The following is a 23,512-nucleotide window of genomic DNA, read 5'->3' as shown; positions in this document are numbered from 1 at the left end:
CAACCCAAAGGACCGCTTCATGGGCAAGCGCCTGTTTGACGGCTTCTCCACCGTGGCCGTAAACAACGATGGTCTGCTTTGGGGCAAGTTCGCCTGCGGTATGGATGACATGGCCAAGCAGCGACCGTCCGCCCAGGGGATGCAACACCTTTGGCAGTTTGGACTTCATGCGTGTGCCCTGGCCGGCGGCCAGGATCACCACACTGATGTGAAACGGTTCGTCCATTGGGGTTACTGCAGACTCATGGGGACATTGGTGTCCATTACCTCGCCGGTACCGACTTCCTGCATGGTGGCGTCACGCACGCCCATCACGGTCATACGAAACACCACGGTCTTGCCGGCAAAGGGGTGGTTTCCATCGACGATGAGTTCGCCGTTTTCGATCTTGCTGACGGTCATGGTCATGGAGTCGCCGGCCTCGTTTGTGAATTCAACCTCGGCACCAATACGGCGATACTCCGGCGGCACATTCTCGATCTTTTCAGTGTATATCAGAGCCGGGTCGGGATAACCAAATCCCTCGTCGGGGTTGAGGCTCACCTCCACCTCGTCACCCACCCTGGCACCGGTCATGGCCTGTTCCGCCTTTTCGTACATCTTGCCGTCTATCCCGTGAATATAGGACGCGGGCATGTCGGACTGCTCCAGTACGTTGCCCTCGGTATCGAGAATGGTATAGGTAAAAGTCACCACCTTCTGGTCGGTAACGGCCTGGTTATCACTCATAGTACTATCCTATAAAACAAAAAAGGGCAGTGAAAACTGCCCTTCTACTTGATTGCTGTCAGTGCTCAGATGGGCCTCATTCGCGGCTATTTCTTCTTGCGCAGCCGCTGGATGGCCTGCAACTGGGCCACCGCCTCGGCCAACTGGGCCATGGCCTCGGCCTCTTCCATGTCGCCGGTCTTGTCCTTGAGGGCCTGTTCGGCGCGCTTCTTGGCCTCCATGGCCGCGGCCTCGTCCAGGTCGTGGGCCCGCACCGCGGTATCCGACAGCACGGTCACCACATGGGGCTGCACCTCGAGAATACCGCCGGAGACATAGATGGCCTCCTCCTCACCGCCAGGCCGGGTGATGCGTACCTCGCCGGGCTTGAGCGGGGTCAGCAACTGGGTGTGGCGGGGGTAAATGCCCACTTCGCCGCGCACCGCCGGGGCGATTACCATCTCCGCCGTGCCCGAAAAGAGTTCGGATTCGGCGCTGACTATATCCACATGCATGGTCATGGCCCTACTTTAACGAGCCTCCGTTACAAAGTCTTGGCTTTTTCGACCGCTTCGTCGATGGTGCCAACCATATAAAAGGCCTGCTCGGGCAGCTCGTCGTATTCGCCGTCGACGATGCCCTTGAAGCCGGTAATGGTGTCCTTGAGGGAGACATATTTACCGGGGCTGCCGGTGAACACCTCGGCCACTGCAAACGGCTGGGACAGGAAGCGCTGAATCTTGCGGGCCCGACGGTGTGGTACGCACCATCGCCATGGGTTCCACCGATGGACTCAAGCGCGAACTGGCGGTGACCGATACCGGCGCGCCCATCACGGTGCCGGTGGGCACCGGTACCCTGGGTCGGTCAGGTCGTCGGCCGGCACGTAAACGGCCTGGAACGAGGTAATGGAACCGGTTTTGGTGGAGGTGATGCGCTCCTGCAGCACACCCATCGCCTCGGCCAGGGTCGGCTGATAACCCACCGCCGAGGGCATGCGGCCCAGCAGTGCCGAGACCTCGGTACCGGCCAGGGTGTAACGGTAGATGTTGTCGATGAACATCAGCACGTCGCGGCCTTCCTCACGGAAGAACTCGGCCATGGTCAGCCCGGACAGCGCCACCCGCAGGCGGTTACCCGGCGGCTCGTTCATCTGACCGTACACCATGGCTACCTTGTCCAGTACGCCGGCCTCTTTCATTTCGTAGTAGAAGTCGTTGCCCTCACGGGTACGCTCACCCACGCCCGCAAACACGGAAAGGCCTTCCTGCTGCACGGCGATGTTGTTGATGAGCTCCATCAGGGTTACGGTCTTGCCCACGCCCGCGCCGCCGAACAGGCCGATCTTGCCGCCCTTGGCGATGGGCATGATGAGGTCGATCACCTTGATACCGGTTTCGAGGATCTCGACGCTGGCCGCCTGGTCCGCGTACGCCGGCGGCTTGCGATGGATGGGGGCGGTGGTTTCGGCGCCGATGTCACCGGCGTCGTCCACGGGATTGCCGAGCACGTCCATGATGCGGCCCAGGGTCTTGGTGCCGACCGGGACATTGATGGGCGCACCGGTATCGCTGACGTTCATCTCGCGCCGCAGCCCGTCGGTGGAGCCCATGGCAATAGTACGAACGACTCCGTCGCCAAGCTGCTGCTGCACCTCCAGCGTGAGGCCCGCGTCGTCAACGTTGAGCGCGTTGTATACCTTGGGCATGGCATCGCGTGGAAACTCCACGTCGATGACCGCGCCGATGATCTGAACGATATTACCCGAACTCATGACAGTTCCCCTTAATACTCAAACGTAGAATTCTTTCCCACGGCCTAGACGGCGGCAGCGCCACTGACGATCTCGGAAAGCTCCTGGGTGATCGCGGCCTGACGCGCCTTGTTGTAGACCAGCTGCAATTCCTTGATCAGGTTGCCGGCGTTGTCGGAGGCAGCCTTCATCGCGACCATGCGCGCGGCCTGTTCACAGGCAATGTTCTCCACCACGCCCTGATAGACGAGCGACTCGATGTAGCGAACCATGAGCCCGTCCAGCACCGGTTTGGCATCGGGCTCGTAAATGTAGTCCCAATGGTGACGCAGGTCTTCGCTGATCTCGCCGCGCGGCAGGGGCAGCAGCGACTCGACCGCGGGCTTCTGCGTCATGGTATTGACGAATTCATTGAAGGCGATGAACAGGCGATCGATCTCGCCGGCCGTGTATTTATCCAGCATCACCTTCACGGCACCGATCACATCGGTAACTCGTGGCGCATCGCCCAGGTGGGAAGTGTCGGCCACGATTTGCGCGTTGATGCGTCGGAAGAACTGAAAGCCCTTCTGGCCAATGGTGCATAGCTCCACGCCCGCGCCCTTGTCGTCCCACTCCTTCATGTCGCGCAGCAACATGCGGAACATGTTGTTGTTCAGACCGCCGCACAGGCCGCGGTCGGAGGAAACGATGATGTAGCCCACATTCCGGGCGTCACGCTCTTCCAGATAGCTGTGGCGATATTCCGTGTGAGCGTAGGCCAGATGCCCGATCACCGTGCGCATCTTTTCCGAGTACGGACGGGACGCAGCCATGCGGTCCTGGGCGCGGCGCATCTTGCTCGCCGCGACCATTTCCATGGCCTTGGTGATCTTCTGAGTATTCTGGATACTCTTGATCTGGGTCCGGATTTCCTTGCCGCCTGCCATATTGCTTCGCCCCGCTTACCAGGTACCGTTGGCCTTGAAGTCGTCCAGCGCCGCCTTCATTTCGGCCGCGATTTCATCGCTGTATTCACCGGACTCGTTGATCTTCTCCAGCAGCGACGCGTACTTCGACTTCAGGTACGACTGCATGGCATCCTCGAAGTCGACGACCTTTTTCACATCGATCTCGTCCAGATAGCCCTCATTCACGGCCATCAGCGAGAAGGCCTGCTGGGCGATACTCATGGGCGCGTACTGCTTCTGTTTCATCAGCTCGGTCACGCGCTGACCACGATCCAGCTGCTTGCGCGTGGCCTCGTCCAGATCCGAGGCGAACTGGGCAAAGGCCGCAAGTTCGCGGTACTGGGCCAGGGCCAGACGCACGCCGCCGCCCAGCTTGCGGATGATCTTGGTCTGGGCCGCGCCACCGACACGCGATACCGACAGGCCCGCGTTGATGGCCGGGCGAATACCGGCATTGAACAGATCCGATTCAAGGAAGATCTGGCCGTCGGTAATGGAGATCACATTGGTCGGGACGAAGGCGGACACGTCGCCGGCCTGGGTCTCGATGATGGGCAGCGCGGTCAGCGAACCGGTCTTGCCCTTGACCTCGCCACCGGTGGCCTGCTCGACGAATTGCTCGTTCACACGCGCCGCGCGCTCCAGCAGACGCGAATGCAGATAGAACACGTCGCCCGGGTACGCCTCACGGCCCGGCGGGCGGCGCAGCAGCAGGGAAACCTGGCGATAGGCCCAGGCCTGCTTCGTCAGATCGTCGTAGATGATCAGTGCGTCTTCGCCGCGATCACGGAAGTATTCGCCCATGGCGCAGCCGGCATAGGGTGCCAGAAACTGCATGGCTGCGGATTCGGCCGCGGTCGCGGCAACGATGATGGTGTGCTCCAGTGCACCGAACTCTTCCAGCTTGCGCACAACGTTGGCCACCGACGATGCCTTCTGGCCAACGGCGACGTAGATGCACTTAATACCCGTACCGATCTGGTTGATGATGGCGTCCACCGCCACCGCTGTTTTGCCCGTCTGGCGATCACCGATGATGAGCTCGCGCTGGCCACGACCGATGGGCACCATGGCATCGATGGACTTGAGGCCGATCTGTACCGGCTGATCCACGGACTTACGGGTAATCACGCCAGGTGCGACCTTTTCCACCGGCGCGGTCAGTTTCGCTTCCACCGGGCCCTTGCCATCTATGGGCTGACCCAGGGCATTGACCACGCGACCCATGAGCTCGGGACCGACCGGCACCTCGAGGATGCGACCGGTGCACTTGACGGTGTCACCCTCGGTGATGTGTTCGAAGTCACCCAGGATCACGGCGCCGACCGAATCGCGCTCCGGGTTCAGCGCCATACCATAGGTGTTGCCGGGGAATTCGATCATCTCGCCGTACATCACATCGTTCAGCCCGTGGATGCGGACCACGCCGTCGGCGAGGCTTACGACCGTACCCTCGTTGCGCGCCTCGGTACGGGCCTCGAAGCCCTCGACGCGTTTGCGGATCAGGTCGCTGATTTCAGAAGGATTGAGTTGCATGGTTTGGATTCCTTGAAAGCGATTCGTTAGCGCATCATTCCGTTGGCCAGCTTCTCGAGCTGACCGGTGACCGACCCGTCGATCACCAGGTCACCGGCGCGCACCACGGCGCCGCCAATCATGGTTTCGTCGATGCGTGTCTTGAGCGTGACCTGTCGGCCAGGCGTTTGGCCAGAGCGGCTGCGATCTCTTCTTGCCGCGCTTCCGACAAGGGAAACGCCGACGTTACCTCGGCCTCAATGGTCTTTTCCGCCTCGGCGCGACGGAGCTCGAACAGGGCCGCGATTTCCGGCAACACACCCAGGCGTTCGTTCGCCGCCAACACGCGCACGAAATCGGCGCCCCTGTCGGTCAGGCTTTTTGCGCACAGTTCGGTGAACAGCTCCACGACCACGGTGTCATCCACCTCGGGGTTATCGATAAGCATCTGCATGTCCGCGTCGGCGGCCACGGCCGCGAGCGCCAGCAGCATGTCGGACCACTGTTTCAGCGCCTTGTCTGCGCTTGCGATATCGAAAGCGGCCTCGGCGTAGGGACGTGCGACGGTGTTTTTCTCTGCCATGGTCGTGCCCTAGAGTTGTGCCACCAGGTCCTTGAGCAGGTCCTCGTTTGCCTTGGCATCGATCTCGCGCTTGAGCACCTTGCCCGCGCCGGCCACAGCCAGTTGCACCACCTCGCCGCGTAACTGCTCGCGCGCCTGGTTCGCCGCCTGCTCGATCTCCGCATCGGCCGCGGCGCGAATGCGCTCGGCCTCGGTACGTGCCGACTGCTTGGCCTCGTCCACGATTTCCGCCGCCCGCTTCTGGGCCCCGGCAATGATTTCCGCCGCCTGCTCCTTCGCCTCTTTGAGCTTCTCGGTCGCGCGGTGGCGGGCCAGTTCTTCCTCATGCTGGCCCTTCTCCGCCGCCGCAAGGCCGTCGGCGATGATCTTCTTGCGCGCCTCCATGGCCTTCACCATGGGGGGCCACACGAATTTCATCGTGAACCAGACGAAGAATGCGAATGCGACAAGTTGGCCAATGAGCGTCAATCCGATGTTCATGACGGCTCCTTATATCGTTTCTGTAGTTGCGTGATCCGCCAGTTCCACTATCCGCCAACGACGGCGAACAGCACATACAGGCCGATGGCGATGGAAATAACCGGCAGGGCGTCCACCAGACCCATCACGATAAAGAACTGGGTACGCAGCATCGGAATCAACTCCGGCTGGCGTGCCGCGCCTTCCAGGAAACGGCCCCCGAGCACGCCAATACCGACGGCGGCGCCGACCGCGCCCAGGCCCATCATGATGGCGCCCGCGATGTACAGAAATGCTGTCGCTTCGTTCATGGTCTTCTCCTTAAAAAAGCAAACTTCGAAAAATTAAAAACTGTTTTCGTCCGACGCCTAGTGATGTTCCTGGTGCGCCATGTCGAGATACACGATGGTCAGTGTCATGAAGATGAACGCCTGCAGCGTGATGATCAGAATATGAAAGATCGCCCAGCCGACCTGCAGCACTCCGCCCAGGGCACCCCAGAAGATGCCGGCATTGAACAACAGTGCAATCAGGATGAAGATCATCTCGCCGGCGTACATGTTGCCGAACAGTCGCAGCGAGAGAGAAACCGGTTTTGCAATCAGGTTGATGCCTTCCAGCAACAGATTCGCCGGCAGGCCGAGTTTGCCGAAGGGCTGAAACGAGAGTTCTCCAAGGAAGCCGCCCACGCCCTTGATCTTGATGCTGTAGTAAATGATAAGTATGAACACGCCCAGTGACATGCCGAAGGTCGCATTCGGGTCTGTGGTGGGCACCACCTTGTTGTGGTGGATGTGAAAAACGTCCGCCAACAACAGCGGGAGTACATCCACCGGAATAAGGTCCATAAGGTTTTGCAGAAAGATCCACACGAAGATCGTGAGCGCCAGCGGCGCGATCAGGTCGTTCTTGCCGGAGAATGAGCCGCGCACGCTGGACTCGATGAATTCCACCGCCATTTCCGCGACATTCTGGAATCCCGTCGGTACGCCGGTACTGGCGCGGCGGGCGGCGCGAGTGAAAAAGAACAGAAACAGTACGCCGAGAATCAGCGACCAGCCCATGGTGTCCAGGTTGACGCTCATGAAGCCCATGGCCTTGGATTCGGCCGCGCTATGGGCGATACCCCAGTGACCGTCAGGGAAACGGCCCCAGGTAAGATGGGTCAGGTGATGCTGGATATATTCCGACGGGGTCAGTTCAGCCATGGTCGCCTAGATCTCGTTTCCAGTCTGTTCCGGTTTCTTGCGATGGCGCGGCGCGTAGCTGCGCGTGAACAACAGGGCCACATAGGCCGCGACCACCCCGGCGATCAGCGCCGCGGGATTCAATCGCAGCGCGGCCAGGCCAACGACCAGCAGTGCGATAGTGACCAATACCTTTAATAAGGCTCCCTGGTAGAACGTGGCCACATCCAGGGACCCGTTCGGGCCGATGGCCTGGCTAAGCTTCCACGCATGGAGCGCGGTTCCGATCCCGACCGCGAGGCCACCGAACAGCGCCGCTCCCCCGGCACCCGGTCCGGACCAAACGACAAGAATCGCGGCGATCAAAATGACCAGGATCAGCTGCGACAGGGCCGCCGACCGGGTGCTTCGTCGGAGCTGATCGTCAGCGTTTCTCATCGAACTACCACGGTTTGGTACTGCATCCGGACGGCAAAGGAAATCTTGCGGAAACCCCGTGCCTGAGGCGCGCGCAGTATAAAAGAGTGGTGCCGATTCGGTCAATAATTGCCCGGGAATTCCCGCAATAAGCTCAAATATTCGACCGAACTTGCCGGCTTTTGGCGGAAAATGACTAAAACGAAATAATTTACGGTTTCTTTACGGGTCCGGGGCCGTCTCTACGGTGGGCTCCGGTGGGGCGCTCCCGGTCTCGGGAGCAGGTGCGGCGGATGCGGCCCCGGGGATGGGACCCGAGGACTCCGGCGTGGGCGGGGTTTCGGCGGCGGGGGCCGACGGCGCCCGGGCAATTTTGGCGCTTCGGGCCCGCGCCTGCTCCACCTGGGCGGGCGTGAGTTCGGCCATCAGCTTGTCCCGATGTTTCACTGCGAGCTTCAGTCCCTGATCGGCGGCGGCCATATACCAGGCCAGGGCATCGACCTTGTTGCCCTTCAGGCGGTAGCCGTACTCGTACAGGATGCCGAGGTTCAACTGGGCTTCCGCGTTGCCCGCCTCGGCCGCGCGTCTTGTTGCCTCGGGGGCCGAATCGGCCTCGACCGCGAGTGCGGGAGCCACGGACATGACGCCAAGCAGGATCAGTGCGAACAGTCTTCTCGTCATCGATCAAAGCCTCCCCGTCAGGCGGGACAATAACCCAAGTGTAACCGTTTCGGCGACATTAGCGGAAATGGGACAGGATGCCGTCCAGTTCATCGTTGTTGTTGAATTCGATGGTCAGTGACCCGCCCTTGCCACGGGCCCGCTGATGGATCTTCACCTTCGCGCCGAGGCGCTCGCCAAGCTCATCCTGCAAGGCGCGTACATCGGGGTCGAGCTTTTTCGTTTTCCCCTTGGCCGAAGTCTTCCTGCCTTCCACCAGGCGGCGGACGTATTCCTCCGTTTCGCGCACCGACAGGGCACGGCGCACCACCTCGCGCGCAGCCGTGCTCTGGGCATTTCCTTCCAGTGCCAGCAGTGCGCGCCCGTGCCCCATATCCAGGGTTCCGTCTTCCAGCAGCTCCCGCACATTGGGATTGAGTGACAACAGGCGCAGCAGGTTGCTGACGGCAGACCGCGAGCGACCGACACTGGCGGCGGTCTCCTCGTGTGTCAGATGAAACTCGTCCGCCAGACGCTGCAGGGCCATGGCCTCTTCGATGGGATTGAGGTTTTCGCGCTGAATGTTCTCGATCAGGGAAACCGCGATGGCGGTTTCGTCCGGAACGTCGCGGATGACCGCCGGAACCTTGTCCAACCCGGCCAGCTGGGCTGCGCGCCAGCGACGCTCGCCGGCAATGATCTCGTACTGCCCACCGCCCACGGGCCGCACCACGATGGGCTGGACCACACCCTGTGCACGGATGGAGGCGGCCAATTCATCCAGTGCGCCCTGGTCCATATGGGTACGCGGCTGATACTTGCCACGCTGCAGCACGTCCACGGGCAGATCGCGCAGGGTCTCGGCCGTGGGCACCGGCTTGGTACCGACGAGATCGTCGATCCCCTCGCGGGAAAACAGCGCGCTGGCGCCGCGCCCCAGGCGTGCCTTCTTGCTCATCAGGCCGCCTCCTCGCGTCGCAGGATCTCGCCCGCCAGGGCCAGGTAGGCCTGCGCACCCTTGGACTGAAGATCGTAGCTGATGACCGCCTTGCCGAAACTCGGGGCCTCGGCCAGCCGCACGTTGCGCGGGATTATGGTTCGATACAACTTGTCCCCGAAGTGTTCGCGCAGCTGTGCGGATACTTCGTTGGAGAGGTTGTTACGCGGGTCGTACATGGTTCGCAACAGGCCTTCGATCTCGAGCTTGGGATTGAATGCCTGGCGTACCTGGCGAATGGTATCGAGCAGGGCCGACAGGCCCTCCAGGGCATAGTACTCACACTGCATCGGAATCATGACTTTCTGCGACGCGACCAGCGCGTTGATGGTCAGCAGGCTGAGTGCCGGTGGGCAGTCGATCAGAACAAAATCGTAGTCCGCCGCGATATCCCCAAGGGCGCTGTGCAGTCGGCGTTCGCGCCGGTCCAGGTTGACCAGCTCGATCTCCGCTCCGGCGAGATTGATGTTTGCCGGCACCAGGTCAAAGCCGCCCTCGGTGTGGACCACGGCATCGCCGATCTGACCGATGCCGATCAACACCTCGTAGGTGCTGACACCGATAGAGGACTTGTCGATGCCGCTCCCCATGGTGGCGTTTCCCTGCGGGTCCATATCGACCAGCAAGACCCGGCGGCGCGTCTTCACCAGCGACGCCGCCAGATTGATGCTGGTGGTGGTCTTGCCGACCCCTCCTTTCTGGTTGGCGATGGCGATGACCTTGCCCATTTCGGATACTCCTGTGAAAACTGTCGCGCCAATCATACCTTAATCCGCCCCGCCGTCAGCGGGCCGGATCACGGCGAGGTGGCGCTCGGCTGCGAGTCCCGGCACCCGCAGGCGCGCCACCTCGTCCAGCCGGTAGCCAGGCGGAAGGTCCTCCAACTCCTCTTGCGGAAAAACGCCCTTCATAAATAGGTATCGCCCGCCGGGGCGCAAGAGGCGGCCGGACCAGGCGATCATCTGCGGGATCCCGCCCAGGGCGCGCGCGGTAATGGTGTCAAACCCCGTGTCAGGCCGGAAATCCTCGGCGCGGGCGGCTACAACCTCTACATTGCCCAGATCCAGCTCCGCCGCCGCCTGTACGAGGAAACGGGTCTTCTTGCGATTGCTGTCGAGCAGCACGAAGCGAAAGTCGGGCAGGGCCAGGGCCAGAGGAATCCCCGGCAGACCCGCGCCCGCGCCGAGATCCAGCACCCGCTCACCGGTGACGTAGGGGGCAATGGCCAGGCTGTCCAGCAGGTGGTGGGTGATCATGGCCTCGCGCTCGCGGACGGCCGTGAGGTTGAAGCTGCGGTTCCATTTCTGCAGCAGGTCCAGATAGGCCAGGGCCCGCGCCACCGTTTCGGCCGGCAGGGCCAGCCCCAGGGCCAGAGCGCCCTGCTCCAGGCGGGATGCCTCGGTCGAGTCCGGCGCTGCGCCGGTCAAAACCGGCCCTCTGCAATACGTTTGTCCAGCAATCGCCCCCCTTCGTCTTGCACCGCTTGAGCAGTCGGCGCGCCAGCGTATGCTGGGCACCGGCTGCCGGCAGAGCCTGCCGGCTGCGCCAAGACTATCAATAGGAGGGAAGGCACACCATGAACAAGATCGCACTGCTCGTTGCGGCTGCATTGATTGCGGCGCCGGCACTGGCCGACGAGGCGAACCCGATGACCAGCCCGGCTCAGGATACGGCCGCCCCCGCCGCCCAGCCTGCCGATGCACCGGCGGCTGCGTCGTCCACGGAGCCCGCAGCCGCACCCAAGCCCGCCGGCACCGTCGCCCGTGCGGCATTCTCCACGGAGATCGAAAACCGCGAACCCGTGGACAAGGTCTCTACGCTGGAGAACGACAAGCACAAGATCTACTACTTCACCGAGCTCAAGGACATGGCCGGCGAAACCGTGACTCACCGCTGGGAACACGGTGGCAAGGTCATGGCCGAGGTTCCGTTCAAGGTCGGCGGGAATCGCTGGCGCGTGTACTCCAGCAAGCAACTGGAAGGCGACTGGACCGGGCAGTGGAAGGCGTCGGTCGTGGACCAGTCCGGAGCCACACTGGCGGTCAATACCTTTGACTATGTGAAGGCGCCTGAACCGGCAGCGCCGGCCGAAGCCGCGCCCGATGCGGCGCCGGCAAACGAAGCCCCGGCCCAGGACACGACGCCGGCAGCTCCGCAGCAGTAAGTCCGCCCGACCTTCGCTGGCGCGCTGATTGTGCCAGCGAAGGGTCGCGCTTCACGCGCGACGCTTGAGGTGAACCAGAAGCAGAGAGATCGCCGCCGGCGTGATGCCGGAAATCCTCGCGGCCTGACCCAAGGTGAAGGGCCTCTGTTGTGCCAGCTTCTGGCGAACCTCGACCGAAAGTCCACGCACGTTTTCATAGTCCATGTCTTCCGGCAACCGTGTTTCCTCGTGCCGTCGCTGGCGCTCGATCTCCTCCTGCTGGCGCGACAGATAGCCCGAGTACTTCGCCTGCACTTCAACCTGTTGGGCCACATCCTCGTCCGCGACCCCGCCGCCGAGCCGTTCTACAAGCTGCGCATAGCTGACCCCGGGTCGGCGCAACAGCTCCGTCAGATTGGCGTCTCGCACCAGGGGTCGCTCCAGCAGGTCCGCGATTCGTTCCGCCGGTTCGGAGCCGGCGCGAATCACGGTCGTTTCGCACCGCGCCTGTTCGTGCTCCACCGCCTCACGCTTGCCCGAGAACCGCTCCCAGCGCTGGTCGTCCACCAGACCCAGGCGCCGGCCGCTTTCAGTCAGCCGCAGGTCCGCATTGTCCTCGCGCAACATCAGGCGATACTCCGCGCGCGAGGTGAACATCCGGTAGGGCTCGCTTGTGCCGCGGGTGATGAGGTCGTCTACCAGCACGCCCAGGTAGGCCTCGTCGCGTCGCGGCCACCAGGGCTCTTCCTCCTGCACCTGGCGCGCGGCATTGGTCCCGGCCAGCAGACCCTGGGCCGCTGCCTCCTCGTAACCGGTGGTGCCATTGATCTGGCCGGCGAAGAACAGGCCGTTCACGACACGGGTTTCGAGCGTTGGCTTGAGATCTCGCGGATCGAAATAATCGTACTCGATGGCATACCCCGGACGGGTGATGTGGGCGTTCTCGAACCCGGCGATGGAGCGCAAAAATTCGAGTTGCACATCAAAGGGCAGGCTGGTGCTGATGCCGTTGGGATAGACCTCGTGGGTATCCAGTCCCTCGGGCTCAACGAAAATCTGGTGGCGTTCCCGGTCGGCGAAACGCATCACCTTGTCTTCGATCGACGGACAATAGCGTGGACCGGTGCCCTCGATGACGCCCGTGTACATCGGCGAACGGTCGAGCCCGGCGCGAATCGAGTCGTGAGTCGCGGTGTTGGTGTACGTGATATGGCAGGACACCTGGCGTGGATGCTCGCCGCGGTCGCCGATAAAGGAAAACACCGGCGCCGGATCATCGCCCGGTTGCTCTTCCAGAACATCATAATTGATCGTGCGGCCGTCGATGCGCGGCGGAGTTCCGGTCTTCAGTCGGCCGACGCGCAGGGGCAGTTCGCGCAAACGTGCCGCCAGGGTGTTGGCGGGAGGGTCGCCGGCGCGGCCGCCCTGGTAGTTCTCGAGGCCCACGTGGATGCGGCCCCCGAGGAACGTTCCCGTGGTCAGCACCACGCTCTTTCCATGAAAGCGCAGCCCCATCTGGGTAAGCACCCCGGTGACGCGATCGCCCTCGATGAGGACGTCGTCTACCGATTGCTGAAAGATGTCCAGCCCGGGCTGGCGCTCGAGCATGCCGCGCACCGCCGCCTTGTACAGGAGCCGGTCGGCCTGGGCGCGGGTCGCACGGACCGCCGGACCCTTGCGCGCATTCAGGGTTCGGAACTGGATCCCGGCGCGATCGGCGGCGCGGGCCATGATGCCCCCCAGCGCATCAATCTCGCGCACCAGGTGGCCCTTGCCGATGCCGCCAATGGCCGGGTTGCAGGACATCTGGCCGACGGTTTCGATGTTGTGGGTGAGCAGCAGGGTGCGACAACCCATGCGCGCGCTGGCCGCCGCGGCCTCGGTACCGGCGTGGCCGCCGCCGATGACGATCACATCGTATGCAGTGGGGTGGTCCATGAATGCACCTGCGTTTCAGGGCGAAGCATTATAAGGAAAAGCGCCGACTTGCCACAGCCCGGGCGCAGAAACAAAAAGGCCGCGATCTCCCGACCGCGGCCCTCATGGATCCGGGAGTTCCGGTTTGCGCTCAGGGAAGGAAGTTGACCGTCGCGCGCAGGGCGAAGTTTGTGTTGCTTGAATCGAAAACCACGCCTGCACCGACACGCAGGGTCACGTCCCGGGCCACACCAACCTCATAGCCGCCACCGGCGAGCGCATCGGTGGTATTGGCTCCGCTGAGGATGCCGCCCTCCAGAAACACCCGATTGTACGCGCGGTCGAAGTAGTAACGATACGAAACCCCGGTGAAGCTGTCCTGGTGCAGGTCCACGTTGATGGTTCCATGACGGTCGATGGCATAGGCGCCGTCAATCACCCAACCCGTATGACTGGTCCCTTTGACGGAGAAACTGCCCAGGCCTGCACCGACGCTGAAACCGCTGTTGCCCGCGCTGGCCAGGCCAGGCGCCATCAGGAGCGCCATCGCGCCAGCGATCAAAATCTTGTTCATGGCAATGTCCTCGTTTTGCTCTGGGATTTCGGCGAACAATTCGCCGCCCGTGCCGGCGGATTTGCGGTGCCCGCCCGACAGCGACGAAATGTACCAGACCGAACTGGGCGATGACAGGCCGGAAGTTTTCCCAATGCACCGCTTATCGACTACAGTTTACAGCGTATCGCCTGCAACCATCCGAGACTCCGTCGAGGGAACCATGAGCCAGACCGCCGCGACCGCAGCCCCGAATTCCGCCCGAAACCAGATTCGCGCCGCCCTGCAGGCCCTGGACGAAATCATTCTTGGCAAACCGGAACAGATCCGTTTGTCCCTGGCCTGCCTGCTGGCGGGAGGCCACCTGCTGATTGAAGACCTGCCGGGTATGGGCAAGACCACCCTGGCCCACGCCCTGGCCGCCGTCACCGGGGCACAGTTCCATCGCATCCAGTTCACCAGTGATCTGCTTCCGGCCGATATTATTGGTGTATCTGTGTATGAGCCGGACCAGGGCGGGTTTCGCTTTCACCCGGGGCCGATCTTCGCGCAGGTGGTGCTTGCCGACGAGATCAATCGTGCCACGCCCAAGGCCCAAAGCGCCCTGCTGGAAGCCATGGAAGAGCGCCAGGTGACGGCCGACGGCGAAACCTACCCCTTGCCACAACCCTTCTTCGTGATCGCCACCCAGAATCCCCATCATCTCGTGGGAACGTTTCCCTTGCCCGAATCGCAGCTGGATCGTTTCCTTATGCGCATCGAAATGGGTTTCCCCGATCGGGCGGCGGAGCGCGAACTGCTCACCGGCGGCGACCGTAGGGAAATCTACCGCAACGCCAAACCGGCAATGACTGCATCGCAGTTGCTTGCGCTGCAGGCCCAAGTATCCCGGGTAACTGTAAGTGATGCCTTGCTGGAATATGTACAGGACCTGCTGGCAGCCACCCGCAGCGACAAGAACTTCACCAGCGGGCTTTCTCCCCGCGCCGGGCTGGGCCTGATTCAGGCGGCACGCGCCTGGGCCCTGATCGAGGGCCGTGGTCTGGTTCTGCCCGAAGATCTGCAGGCGGTGGCCACAAGCGTGATGTCGCACCGCCTGCACACGGCCGACGGGGAGTCGGGAAACGCCCTCGTTCGCCACCTGATCGAGTCCGTCCCGATTCCATGAGGCCGCGGATTCGGAGCGCCCGGGACGCGGTGCTCTCCATGAGACCGCCGCTTGTCGCGAAGACGGAGGCAATCCTCGACCGAAGGCGGCTCTACATGCTGCCCACGCGCCAGGGAATGCTGTTTGCCATGGTACTGTTTGTCATGCTGTTGGCCGGCATCAACTATGAGAACGGCCTGGTCTATGGCCTGACCTTTCTGCTCTCAGGCATGGCCGTGGTATCGATGCTTTACACCCACCGCAACCTTCTCGGCCTGCACATCACCGCCGGCCCCTGCGCCCCGGTGTTCGCCGGCGAACGCGCCGTGTTCCAGGTATGCCTGGACAATCCCGGATCTGGCGCGCGCCTGGAAGAGGCGGTGGAGCACGCGGGTGCACGGGCCGCGACGGTGGACATTGACGCCGACGGCCAACGGCTGGTCGGCATTGAAGTCCCGACCCGGCAGCGCGGCTGGCTGGCCATGCCGGAGGTCGGTGTTTCGACACAGTTCCCCGTGGGCCTGTTTTACTCCTGGTCGCGGCGTGTGCGCATCGACCACCATTGCCTCGTATATCCCCGGCCGGCCGGGCGCCAGCCCCTGCGCACGCGGGGCGACGCGGAACGCAAACGCGATGCCGGCCTGCGGCCGGAAGGGGACGACTTCATTGGTGTGCGCGATTACCAGCCCGGTGATTCGCCCCGACACGTGGACTGGAAGGCGGTGGCCCGTGGACAACCGCTGCAGACCAAGCGATTCGGCGGCGACCGCAGGGAGTCCGTCTGGCTGGACTGGGAAGAACTGGATGGCCTGGATACGGAAACACGCCTGAGCGTCCTGTGCCGCTGGGTCCTCGACGCCGAAACCGGTGGCATGCTCTATGGCCTGCGCCTGCCCGACAACACGATCGCGCCCGGAGGCGGGCCGGACCATCGGCACAAGTGTCTTGAGGCGCTGGCCCTGTTTGAGGCCCGGCCGTGAACCAGACCCACAACAACCCGCGACCCGGCGCCCTTTCCTGGATTGTGATCGCCGCGGGGTTCGCCGTGGTTCCCCACGCGCTCCGCCTCCCTGTCTGGATAACCATCGTGTTTGCCGCCCTCCTGGCCTGGTGCTATGCCGCTATCCACCGGGGCTGGTACCGCCCGGGTCTGGTCGTCCGCACTGCGCTGGCGCTGTTGCTTGCCGCGGCCGTGTTTCGCGAATATGGCACGCTGCTCGGGCGTGACCCGGGGACCGCCATGCTGTTGCTGCTGACGGGCCTGAAATTCATTGAGTCGCGCGGGCTGCGCGATTACATGGTGACGGTATTCCTGCTCTACCTGGTCGTTGCCACGGATTTCCTCTATTCCCAGTCGCTGGTCCAGGGTGCCTACATGGTGGCCTCAGCCGCCCTGTGCACCCAGGCATTGGTACAGCTGAATCTGCGCCACCCGCGACCGTGGCGGGCCGATCTTCGTCTGGTCGCCGGCCTGTTGCTCAAGGCGGCGCCGCTCATGATTGTGATGTACGTGCTATTTCCAAGGATTCAGGGCGGCCTGTGGGGACTGCCGCCCGATGCCTTTGGCGCATCCACCGGGCTGAGTGAAGAGTTGCGCCCGGGTAGCATCAACCGCCTCAGTCAGTCCGACGAACCGGCCTTTCGTGTCGAGTTCGAGGGCGCTCGTCCCCCGCCGCAACGACTGTATTGGCGCGCATTCGTCTTGTGGAATTCCGATGGCCACAACTGGCACATAGGAACACGCTTTCGGGCCAACAAGGGGCCAAGCCGGAAATCCGGCACGGTGTATCACTACACGGTGACCCTGGAGCCGACCAACAAACGGTGGCTGGTGGCGCTCGATCGACCACTGTCGGTTCCGGCGAACGCGCGGCGCCTGGGCGACTATCTCTTGCGCACCACGAGTCCGATCAGCAAACGCCTACGCTACTCCATGGCATCCCAAACCCAGTACCGTCGCGGGCCTCTTTCCCCCGGCGAACGACGCGCGGGCCTTCAGCTGCCGCCGAATACCACGGCGAGAGTGCGCGACCTGGCACGGCGCTGGCGCCAGGAGACGGGCAGCGACGACGGCGTGATAGAGAAGGCGCTGGCCTATTTTCACAATCAGGGATTCGTATACACCTTGACGCCGCCACTCCTGGGCGAGAATCCGGTGGACCAGTTCCTGTTCGACAGCCGGGAAGGCTATTGCGAACACTATGCCACGAGCTTCGTCATTCTGATGCGCGCCGCCGGGATCCCGGCTCGCGTCGTTGCCGGCTACCAGGGCGGGGAATACAACGAGACCGGCAACTACTACCTCGTGCGCCAATCCGATGCCCACGCCTGGGCGGAGGCGTGGCTGCCAAACCGGGGCTGGGTACGGGTGGACCCCACGGCCGCGGTGGCGCCGGAGCGAATCGAACTCGGAATGGACGCGATCCGTCGCCTGCGCAGCGAAGGCCTGCCTTTGGGCCAGCTCTCGGGCGACGCCCTCACTCGCGCGATTCGCAGCACCCTCGTGCAGCGCCTGTGGGCATCGACGCGCATGTACTGGGACATGGTGAACCTTCAATGGTATCGCTGGGTTTCGGACTACGGTGAGGATCAACAGGACCAACTGCTACGCACGATTGGCATGCTCACTCCGACCTGGCTGGGCAAGCTGGCGGGAATGATCAGCGCCGTGGTCCTGCTTGCCCTGGCAATGCTGTGGTTGATGGGCCGGGGGCGGGTACGCGATCCGGTACTCGCCATCTACGAACGCTATTGCCGCAAGCTCGCCCGCCTGGGTCTGGTGCGCCATCGCTGGGAAGGTGCGAGCGATTACGCGAATCGGGTTGCAAAACAGCGCCCGGAGCTATCGGCCAACGTAAGGGCGATCACGGATTTGTACATCCGTCTGCGCTATGGCGACGGCGGCGGCGCGGACCAGCTTCGCGAACTGAGACGGAAGGTGCGGGGACTTCGCGTGCGTCCATGGCGGGGCCCGCTTCGCGGCCACTGAGGCCGGCACTATTTGCCGATACAAAAACCGGCGAAGATGTGCCCCAGGAGCTCGTCGCTGCTGACTTCGCCCGTGATCTCGCCCAGCGCCAGCTGTGCCTGACGAAGATCTTCTGCAGGCAGTTCCAGCGCCTCACCCTGCTGCAGCCGCTCGCGCGCATCGGCGACATGACCGCGCGCGCGCTCGATGGCGGCCAGGTGTCGACGACGGGCCAGGTATCTGCCTTCGGTGTTGCCCTGATATCCGGCCTGTTGTTTCAGGTGTTCGCGAAGGAGGTCGAGGCCGGCGCCGGTTCGCGCGGATAGCGCCACCTCCTTGTAGCAGCGCGTATCAATATGTTGTGGCGCGCCGTCGCGAACGTCAATCTTGTTGCGCACGACGGTGCGCTCCACGCCGTCCGGCAACTCGGACAGGATGGAAGCAATCTCCTCCTCGTCCACGCCCTCGCTGTCATCAACGACCAGCAGGATGCGGTCTGCCTGGGCCATGGCCGCATGCGCCCGGCGCACACCTTCCGATTCGACCGCCTCCTCGGTTTCGCGCAGTCCGGCGGTGTCCAGTACGTGCACCGGCATGCCATCGATCTGGATGTGTTCACGAATCACGTCCCGGGTCGTGCCCGGGGTCTCGCCGATGATGGCGCTATCCTCCCCGGCCAGGGCGTTGAGCAGACTGGACTTGCCGGCATTCGGCCGGCCGGCGATAACAATCTGTATACCTTCACGCAGCACGCGCCCCTGGTTCGCGTTGGCCAGCAAATCCGCAATCTGACGATCGATGCTGGTGAGTTCATCGCCAAGCCGTTGCGCCGTCGGGAGCTCGATGTCTTCGTCGGAAAAATCGATGGCGGCCTCCAGCTCGGTACGCACGCCCGTTATAGCTTCCACCAGGCCGTGGACCTCGCGGGAAAACGCGCCCTGCAGCGTGCGCAATGCAGACCGGGCCGCGGCCTCGCTGCCGCTATCGATGAGATCCGCCACGGCCTCGGCCTGGGCCAGGTCCAGCTTCCCGTTGAGAAACGCTCGCTCGGAGAATTCGCCCGGCCGGGCGGCGCGAGCACCCAGGCGCAGTGAGCGGTTCAACAGGAGATCGAGGACCACGGGGCCGCCGTGGCCGTGGAGCTCCAGGACGTCTTCACCGGTGAAGGAGCGGGGAGCAGGGAAGAATAAAGCGATACCCTGGTCCAGTACCGTTCCATCCTCGTCCCGGAACGAGGACAGGCAGGCCTCGCGCGGAGTGGGCAGTGAACCGAGTAGCCCCAGGGCAATCTGGCGAGTGCCGGGACCGCTAATGCGAATCACGCCAATGCCGCCACGCCCGGCGGGGGTGGCAACGGCAGCGATCGTATCGTGAGTTGCTTCAGAGCTCATGGCCCAGGGGCACGCCCGCGCGGGATCAGGTCTTTCCTGAGTCCATGGAGCGCATGATCAACCACTGCTGGCCGGCCTGCAGCAGGTTGTTCACCAGCCAGTACAACACCAGGCCTGCAGGGAAGAACAGGAAGAAGCCAGTGAAAACGATGGGCATCGCCATGAAGATGCGGCGCTGCATGGGGTCGCTGGCCGGGTTCATCATCATGGAGAAGAACATGCTTGCACCCATGAGGACAGGCAAAACGAAATAGGGGTCACGCGCCGACAGATCATGGATCCAGAACATGAACGGCGCCTGCCGCATCTCCACCGAACCCAGCAACACCCAGTAGAGGGCGATAAAGACCGGGATCTGAATCACGATCGGAAGACAACCGGCCATGGGATTGATCTTCTCGCGCTTGTACAGCTCCATCATTTCGCGGTTGTAGCGTTCCTTGTCGCCGCCGAGCCGCTCCTTCAGTTCCTTCAGTCGCGGCGCGATCTTCTTCATCTTCGCCATGGACTTGAATTGGGCATTGTTCAGCGGGAAGAACGCCGCCTTGATCAACACCGTCAGCGCGATGATGGCCCAGCCCCAGTTGCCCACCAGGCCGTGGATGAACTTCAAAAGCTGGAACAGGGGCGAGGCGATGAAGGTCAGACGCCCAAAATCGACTGTCCGGTCCATACCCGTGGCCAGCTTGGCCAGACGAGCGTGTTCCGTTGGGCCGGTATAGAGATCCATGCCCGTGCTACCGGTCTTGCCGGGAGCAAGCACAAGCGGGGTGGTGTACTTGTAACCAATAATAAAGCGATTCTCGCCGGCGCTGTTGGTATACAGCTGGCCCTTGGCCTTCTCGGACTCCGGCATCCAGGACCCGACGAAGTAGTGCTGCAGCATCGCCGCCCAGCCCCCGGTGACGTCCCGGCGCAGCTCATGCTTCTTCATGTCCGCGAAACTGATCTTTTCGTACTGATCTTCGGGGGTGTAGATGACGCCACCAATATAGATCGGCAGGGAGAACAGCCCATGATGCTGTTCCGGGGCAGTGCGCAGCAACTGACCGTAGAAGTAGCCTTCCCAGTTCTTGCGGCTGTGGTTGCTGACCCTGTACTCGACCCGCACGACATAGCTGTTGCGATGGAAGACGTATCGCTTCACGTAGCTCACGCCCTCGGGCGAACGCCAACTCAGATCCACGTTCAGCTGGTTCTGTCCATTGGCGAGCTCGTACCGGGTCTTGCTCGCGCGGTAGACCGTCCGATGGTAGGGATAGTCCTTGCCGCGACCGATCAGGCCCGACTGGGCGACATACAGATTGGCCGGATCATCGCTCAACAGATCGAACGGCACGTTCTTGTCTTTCAGTGTGGCCGGATATTTCCGCAGACCGACCTTGCGCAGGTCGCCACCGTAGGTGTCGATATCCACATCCAGCAGATCGGTGACGACGTGGATCCGGGTCTTGCTGGGCAGTTCGGCGGTTTGCGCGGGGGCATGGCTCGCGGGCGCGGCCGAGGGGGTTGATCCGCCGGGCGCGGCAGGCGCCGACGGGGCAGCGGCCTCGGTATCTTTGGCGGGGGCCGTTTGTGCCGTCGGCTGAGGCACGGGGCGGTGGTCTTTCTGCCAGGCGTCCCAGATCAGAAACAGGACCAGGACCAGTGCGACATACAGGAACAGACGGTTGTTATCCACGCGAGGTCTCACCGTGGCTCGAGGGCGGAACGGGATCGTAGCCGCCGGGATGCAGGGGGTGACACTTGCAGACGCGCCGCAGGGCCAACCAACTGCCATGGGCGGCCCCGTGCTCCTGCACGGCCTCCATGGCGTACGCGGAACAGCTCGGATAGAAACGACAGCGGGGGCCCAGCAGCGGGCTGATCCCAAGCTGGTACAGTCGCAGCAGGAAAATCAGGACTTTTTGCATTTTGAAACCAACTGCTTCCAAAGAGCCGTCAGGGCTTCTTCCAGGTTGCGCCCCGAGACGGTAGCGGCGTGTGGTCGCGCGACGACGACGATGTCATTTGCCTCCAACCATTCCTGGTTGTGGCGAAATGCCTCGCGGATGATCCGTTTGATCCGGTTTCGGTCCACCGCCCGGCCGGAGACCCGGCGTGAAACCACGATCCCGAGGCGCGGTCCTGTCCCGCGATTGGGTCGCGCGTAAACAGCAAAGCGACGATCTTCGCAACTGCAACGCCGCCTGAAGACCTTGTCGAAGTCACGCCGGCTTAGCAGGCGACGCGACCGAGGCAGCCCGAAACGGGCCACGATATTCAGGCACTCAGGCGAGCGCGGCCCTTGGCACGGCGAGCGCGAATTACGGCCCGCCCGCCGGCGGTGCGCATCCGGGCACGGAAACCGTGGTTGCGCTTTCTTTTTACCTCACTGGGCTGAAAGGTTCTCTTCATGGTCTGTTCCCCGTTCAGTACGGGCACCATGCGCTTTGCGCCCGCGGAAAAGGGCGGCACGATACTGCGTTCAAACGCGGATTGTCAATAGAATCGCGGCCCTACAGCACGGCCACATCAACTGTGGATAACTTTCTGAGGCTTGGTTAGACTCTCGCTTCTTTTCACCGCGGGATTCGTGTCCGGTGAGCCAGCCCCAGATCTGGAATAAATGCGTCGAATCGCTGGAATCGGAGCTCTCCGCCCAGCTTTTCAATACGTGGATTCGGCCCTTGCAGGCGGAACAGGACAAAAATGGCCTGCGCCTGCTGGCGCCTAACCGCTTCGTCATGGATTGGGTGCGGGACCGCTTCCTGGACCGGATCGTGGAACTCGTGGCGCAACACAGCAAGGAGCGCAGCGTCAGTGTCACCATCGACGTGGGGAGCCGCCAGGCCAACCGGCGGGCGAGCGATGTGCGCAAGGGCGCCGGGAGCGGCCAACCAGCCCGTGTCGCCACCAAGCAGCCGTCCTCACTGATGCGCCTGAACAACACCTTCACGTTCGAGACCCACGTGGAGGGCAAATCCAACCAGCTGGCCCGCGCCGCCGCGCGCCAGGTCGGGGAAAACCCGGGCGGTGCGTACAACCCCTTGTTTATCTACGGTGGGGTGGGACTGGGCAAGACCCACCTGATGCAGGCTGCGGGAAATCTGATGATGACCCACAGTCCCGGGGCCGAGGTGGCCTATGCTCATTCAGAGCGCTTTGTTGCCGACATGGTCAAGGCCTTGCAGCACAACGCCATCAATAACTTCAAGAAATTCTATCGCTCCCTGGATGCCCTGTTGATTGACGATATCCAGTTTTTTGTTGGCAAGGAGCGCTCCCAGGAAGAGTTTTTTCACACATTTAACGCCCTGCTGGAAGGACAGCGCCAGGTCATTATCACGGCCGACCGGTTCCCCAAGGAACTGGAAGGCATCGAGGAGCGATTGATATCCCGATTCGGTTCCGGCCTGGTGGTCTCCATTGAGCCACCGGAACTTGAAACCCGAGTGGCGATTCTGATCAAGAAAGCCACCAGTGAAGGCATCGACCTGCCGGAAGACGTGGCCTTTTTCATGGCCAAGCGCGTACGGTCCAACGTTCGTGAGCTCGAGGGAGCCCTGCGGCGCGTCATGGCAAGCTCCTACTTCACGGGCAGGCCAATCGATATGGATCTCGCGACCGAGGGGCTAAAGGATCTCCTCGCCTTTCAGGACCGGCTGATTACGATCAATAACATCCAGAAAACCGTTGCGGAATACTACAAGATCCGGGTTGCCGATCTTCATTCGAAGAGCCGGGCCCGGCAGGTGGCCCGCCCAAGACAGATGGCAATGACCCTTTCAAAGGAACTGACCAACCACAGTTTGCCGGAGATCGGTGATGCTTTTGGCGGTCGCGACCACACCACGGTGTTGCATGCCAAACGAAAGATCGAGGAACTGCTCGCCGCGGACACACGTACGAAAGAAGACTACAACAACCTGATGCGCATCCTGACGACGTGATCCTGTGCGTCGATTGTGTATAAGAACCAGCGGAACAAGGCCTGGAGAATCTATCCACATTCCACTGCAGTCGTTTCCCAACCTGGGCACAGGACTATGGACAGACTTGTCTGTAACGTAACACATTGAATATAAACAATAAAACAGGCTTATACACAGCGGGCCGCAACCCTTATAGTCACAACAACAAACTAAAATATATTTCTATTCTATTTTTGATTGGACTGCTCTA

At 62.4% G+C, this 23,512-nt stretch carries 24 protein-coding genes and 3 pseudogenes; 5 read left to right on the top strand and 22 right to left on the bottom strand.

All coding sequences use genetic code 11. The annotated features are described in order from the left end of the window. From P8X48_01925 to rsmG, 16 genes and pseudogenes are all read right to left on the bottom strand, one after another. Positions 1 to 226: NTP transferase domain-containing protein (locus P8X48_01925; protein ID MEJ2106071.1), on the bottom strand; the 226-nt coding region annotated here is incomplete at its 3' end. 5 nt (positions 227 to 231) lie between these two features. Beyond that, positions 232 to 729, bottom strand: a complete 498-nt coding sequence (locus P8X48_01920) for an FKBP-type peptidyl-prolyl cis-trans isomerase (protein MEJ2106070.1) — start codon at positions 727 to 729, stop codon at positions 232 to 234. Between the two features lie 86 nt (positions 730 to 815). After that, complete coding sequence (locus P8X48_01915; GenBank protein MEJ2106069.1) at positions 816 to 1,229, bottom strand: F0F1 ATP synthase subunit epsilon; 414 nt, start codon at positions 1,227 to 1,229, stop codon at positions 816 to 818. A 23-nt stretch (positions 1,230 to 1,252) separates the two neighbouring features. Then, positions 1,253 to 1,459 (bottom strand): annotated as a pseudogene (locus tag P8X48_01910) (F0F1 ATP synthase subunit beta). 108 nt (positions 1,460 to 1,567) lie between these two features. Next, a pseudogene (atpD, locus tag P8X48_01905) lies at positions 1,568 to 2,482 on the bottom strand (F0F1 ATP synthase subunit beta). A 44-nt stretch (positions 2,483 to 2,526) separates the two neighbouring features. Further along, positions 2,527 to 3,390 (bottom strand): F0F1 ATP synthase subunit gamma, encoded by an 864-nt coding sequence (gene atpG, locus P8X48_01900; protein ID MEJ2106068.1) that lies wholly within the window; start codon positions 3,388 to 3,390, stop codon positions 2,527 to 2,529. 15 nt (positions 3,391 to 3,405) lie between these two features. Beyond that, on the bottom strand, positions 3,406 to 4,947 hold the full coding sequence (atpA, locus tag P8X48_01895) for a F0F1 ATP synthase subunit alpha (protein MEJ2106067.1): 1,542 nt from the start codon (positions 4,945 to 4,947) through the stop codon (positions 3,406 to 3,408). 26 nt (positions 4,948 to 4,973) lie between these two features. After that, positions 4,974 to 5,509: pseudogene (locus tag P8X48_01890) on the bottom strand (F0F1 ATP synthase subunit delta). A gap of 9 nt (positions 5,510 to 5,518) precedes the next feature. Beyond that, complete coding sequence (locus tag P8X48_01885; protein MEJ2106066.1) at positions 5,519 to 5,989, bottom strand: F0F1 ATP synthase subunit B; 471 nt, start codon at positions 5,987 to 5,989, stop codon at positions 5,519 to 5,521. Positions 5,990 to 6,036: 47 nt separating this feature from the next. Next, the gene (gene atpE / locus P8X48_01880) at positions 6,037 to 6,279 is read right to left on the bottom strand and encodes a F0F1 ATP synthase subunit C (GenBank protein MEJ2106065.1); all 243 of its coding nucleotides are present in this window, start codon (positions 6,277 to 6,279) and stop codon (positions 6,037 to 6,039) included. 57 nt (positions 6,280 to 6,336) lie between these two features. Next, positions 6,337 to 7,176 (bottom strand): F0F1 ATP synthase subunit A, encoded by an 840-nt coding sequence (gene atpB / locus P8X48_01875; GenBank protein ID MEJ2106064.1) that lies wholly within the window; start codon positions 7,174 to 7,176, stop codon positions 6,337 to 6,339. Between the two features lie 6 nt (positions 7,177 to 7,182). Then, on the bottom strand, positions 7,183 to 7,593 hold the full coding sequence (locus P8X48_01870) for an ATP synthase subunit I (GenBank protein ID MEJ2106063.1): 411 nt from the start codon (positions 7,591 to 7,593) through the stop codon (positions 7,183 to 7,185). Positions 7,594 to 7,794: 201 nt separating this feature from the next. Further along, positions 7,795 to 8,253 carry a hypothetical protein gene (locus tag P8X48_01865; GenBank protein MEJ2106062.1) on the bottom strand — a complete coding sequence of 153 codons (459 nt, stop codon included), beginning with the start codon at positions 8,251 to 8,253 and terminating at the stop codon, positions 7,795 to 7,797. A gap of 58 nt (positions 8,254 to 8,311) precedes the next feature. Further along, complete coding sequence (locus tag P8X48_01860) at positions 8,312 to 9,190, bottom strand: ParB/RepB/Spo0J family partition protein (GenBank protein ID MEJ2106061.1); 879 nt, start codon at positions 9,188 to 9,190, stop codon at positions 8,312 to 8,314. After that, a complete protein-coding gene (locus tag P8X48_01855; protein MEJ2106060.1) occupies positions 9,190 to 9,957 on the bottom strand; it encodes an AAA family ATPase in 768 nt (255 codons plus the stop codon). Before P8X48_01855 ends, P8X48_01860 begins: the two co-directional genes overlap by 1 nt. A 39-nt stretch (positions 9,958 to 9,996) precedes the next feature. Beyond that, positions 9,997 to 10,656 carry a 16S rRNA (guanine(527)-N(7))-methyltransferase RsmG gene (gene rsmG, locus P8X48_01850; protein ID MEJ2106059.1) on the bottom strand — a complete coding sequence of 220 codons (660 nt, stop codon included), beginning with the start codon at positions 10,654 to 10,656 and terminating at the stop codon, positions 9,997 to 9,999. 149 nt (positions 10,657 to 10,805) lie between these two features. Between rsmG and P8X48_01845 the strand changes: the two genes are divergently transcribed. Next, positions 10,806 to 11,393, top strand: coding sequence for a DUF2914 domain-containing protein (locus P8X48_01845; GenBank protein ID MEJ2106058.1), 588 nt, complete (start codon positions 10,806 to 10,808; stop codon positions 11,391 to 11,393). A gap of 51 nt (positions 11,394 to 11,444) precedes the next feature. Here the strand turns inward: P8X48_01845 and mnmG are convergent, their stop codons facing one another. Together mnmG and P8X48_01835 are read right to left on the bottom strand one after the other, a co-directional pair. Beyond that, positions 11,445 to 13,310, bottom strand: coding sequence for a tRNA uridine-5-carboxymethylaminomethyl(34) synthesis enzyme MnmG (mnmG, locus tag P8X48_01840; GenBank protein MEJ2106057.1), 1,866 nt, complete (start codon positions 13,308 to 13,310; stop codon positions 11,445 to 11,447). 130 nt (positions 13,311 to 13,440) lie between these two features. Beyond that, entirely contained in the window at positions 13,441 to 13,863 is a 423-nt protein-coding gene (locus P8X48_01835) for a hypothetical protein (GenBank protein MEJ2106056.1), read from the bottom strand. A gap of 202 nt (positions 13,864 to 14,065) precedes the next feature. On the opposite strand from P8X48_01835, the gene P8X48_01830 reads away from it, so the two are divergent. Genes P8X48_01830 through P8X48_01820 form a run of 3 tightly spaced genes read left to right on the top strand, consistent with a single transcriptional unit; the run spans position 14,066 to position 17,978 of the window. Continuing rightward, positions 14,066 to 15,010 carry a MoxR family ATPase gene (locus P8X48_01830; GenBank protein ID MEJ2106055.1) on the top strand — a complete coding sequence of 315 codons (945 nt, stop codon included), beginning with the start codon at positions 14,066 to 14,068 and terminating at the stop codon, positions 15,008 to 15,010. 38 nt (positions 15,011 to 15,048) lie between these two features. Continuing rightward, positions 15,049 to 15,969, top strand: coding sequence for a DUF58 domain-containing protein (locus P8X48_01825; protein ID MEJ2106054.1), 921 nt, complete (start codon positions 15,049 to 15,051; stop codon positions 15,967 to 15,969). Next, entirely contained in the window at positions 15,966 to 17,978 is a 2,013-nt protein-coding gene (locus P8X48_01820) for a DUF3488 and transglutaminase-like domain-containing protein (protein ID MEJ2106053.1), read from the top strand. Before P8X48_01825 ends, P8X48_01820 begins: the two co-directional genes overlap by 4 nt. Before the next feature lie 8 nt (positions 17,979 to 17,986). On the opposite strand, the gene mnmE is transcribed toward P8X48_01820, so the two are convergent. The 4 genes from mnmE to rpmH all read right to left on the bottom strand — a co-directional run bounded on the left by mnmE (position 17,987) and on the right by rpmH (position 21,745). Beyond that, positions 17,987 to 19,348 (bottom strand): tRNA uridine-5-carboxymethylaminomethyl(34) synthesis GTPase MnmE, encoded by a 1,362-nt coding sequence (gene mnmE, locus P8X48_01815; GenBank protein ID MEJ2106052.1) that lies wholly within the window; start codon positions 19,346 to 19,348, stop codon positions 17,987 to 17,989. 25 nt (positions 19,349 to 19,373) lie between these two features. Beyond that, positions 19,374 to 21,029 (bottom strand): membrane protein insertase YidC, encoded by a 1,656-nt coding sequence (yidC, locus tag P8X48_01810; GenBank protein MEJ2106051.1) that lies wholly within the window; start codon positions 21,027 to 21,029, stop codon positions 19,374 to 19,376. Further along, positions 21,022 to 21,261 (bottom strand): membrane protein insertion efficiency factor YidD, encoded by a 240-nt coding sequence (yidD, locus tag P8X48_01805; protein ID MEJ2106050.1) that lies wholly within the window; start codon positions 21,259 to 21,261, stop codon positions 21,022 to 21,024. Before yidD ends, yidC begins: the two co-directional genes overlap by 8 nt. A 349-nt stretch (positions 21,262 to 21,610) precedes the next feature. After that, the gene (rpmH, locus tag P8X48_01800) at positions 21,611 to 21,745 is read right to left on the bottom strand and encodes a 50S ribosomal protein L34 (protein MEJ2106049.1); all 135 of its coding nucleotides are present in this window, start codon (positions 21,743 to 21,745) and stop codon (positions 21,611 to 21,613) included. 185 nt (positions 21,746 to 21,930) lie between these two features. Here rpmH and dnaA point away from each other — a divergent pair, with 185 nt between their 5' ends. Then, positions 21,931 to 23,280, top strand: a complete 1,350-nt coding sequence (gene dnaA / locus P8X48_01795) for a chromosomal replication initiator protein DnaA (GenBank protein ID MEJ2106048.1) — start codon at positions 21,931 to 21,933, stop codon at positions 23,278 to 23,280. Positions 23,281 to 23,512 lie beyond the last annotated feature (232 nt).

It is taken from the genome of Acidiferrobacteraceae bacterium (assembly GCA_037388825.1).
GTDB lineage: Bacteria > Pseudomonadota > Gammaproteobacteria > Acidiferrobacterales > JAJDNE01 > JARRJV01.
The sequence above is the reverse complement of the archived record's forward strand: the minus strand, read 5'-3'. Positions and strand labels throughout refer to the sequence as shown.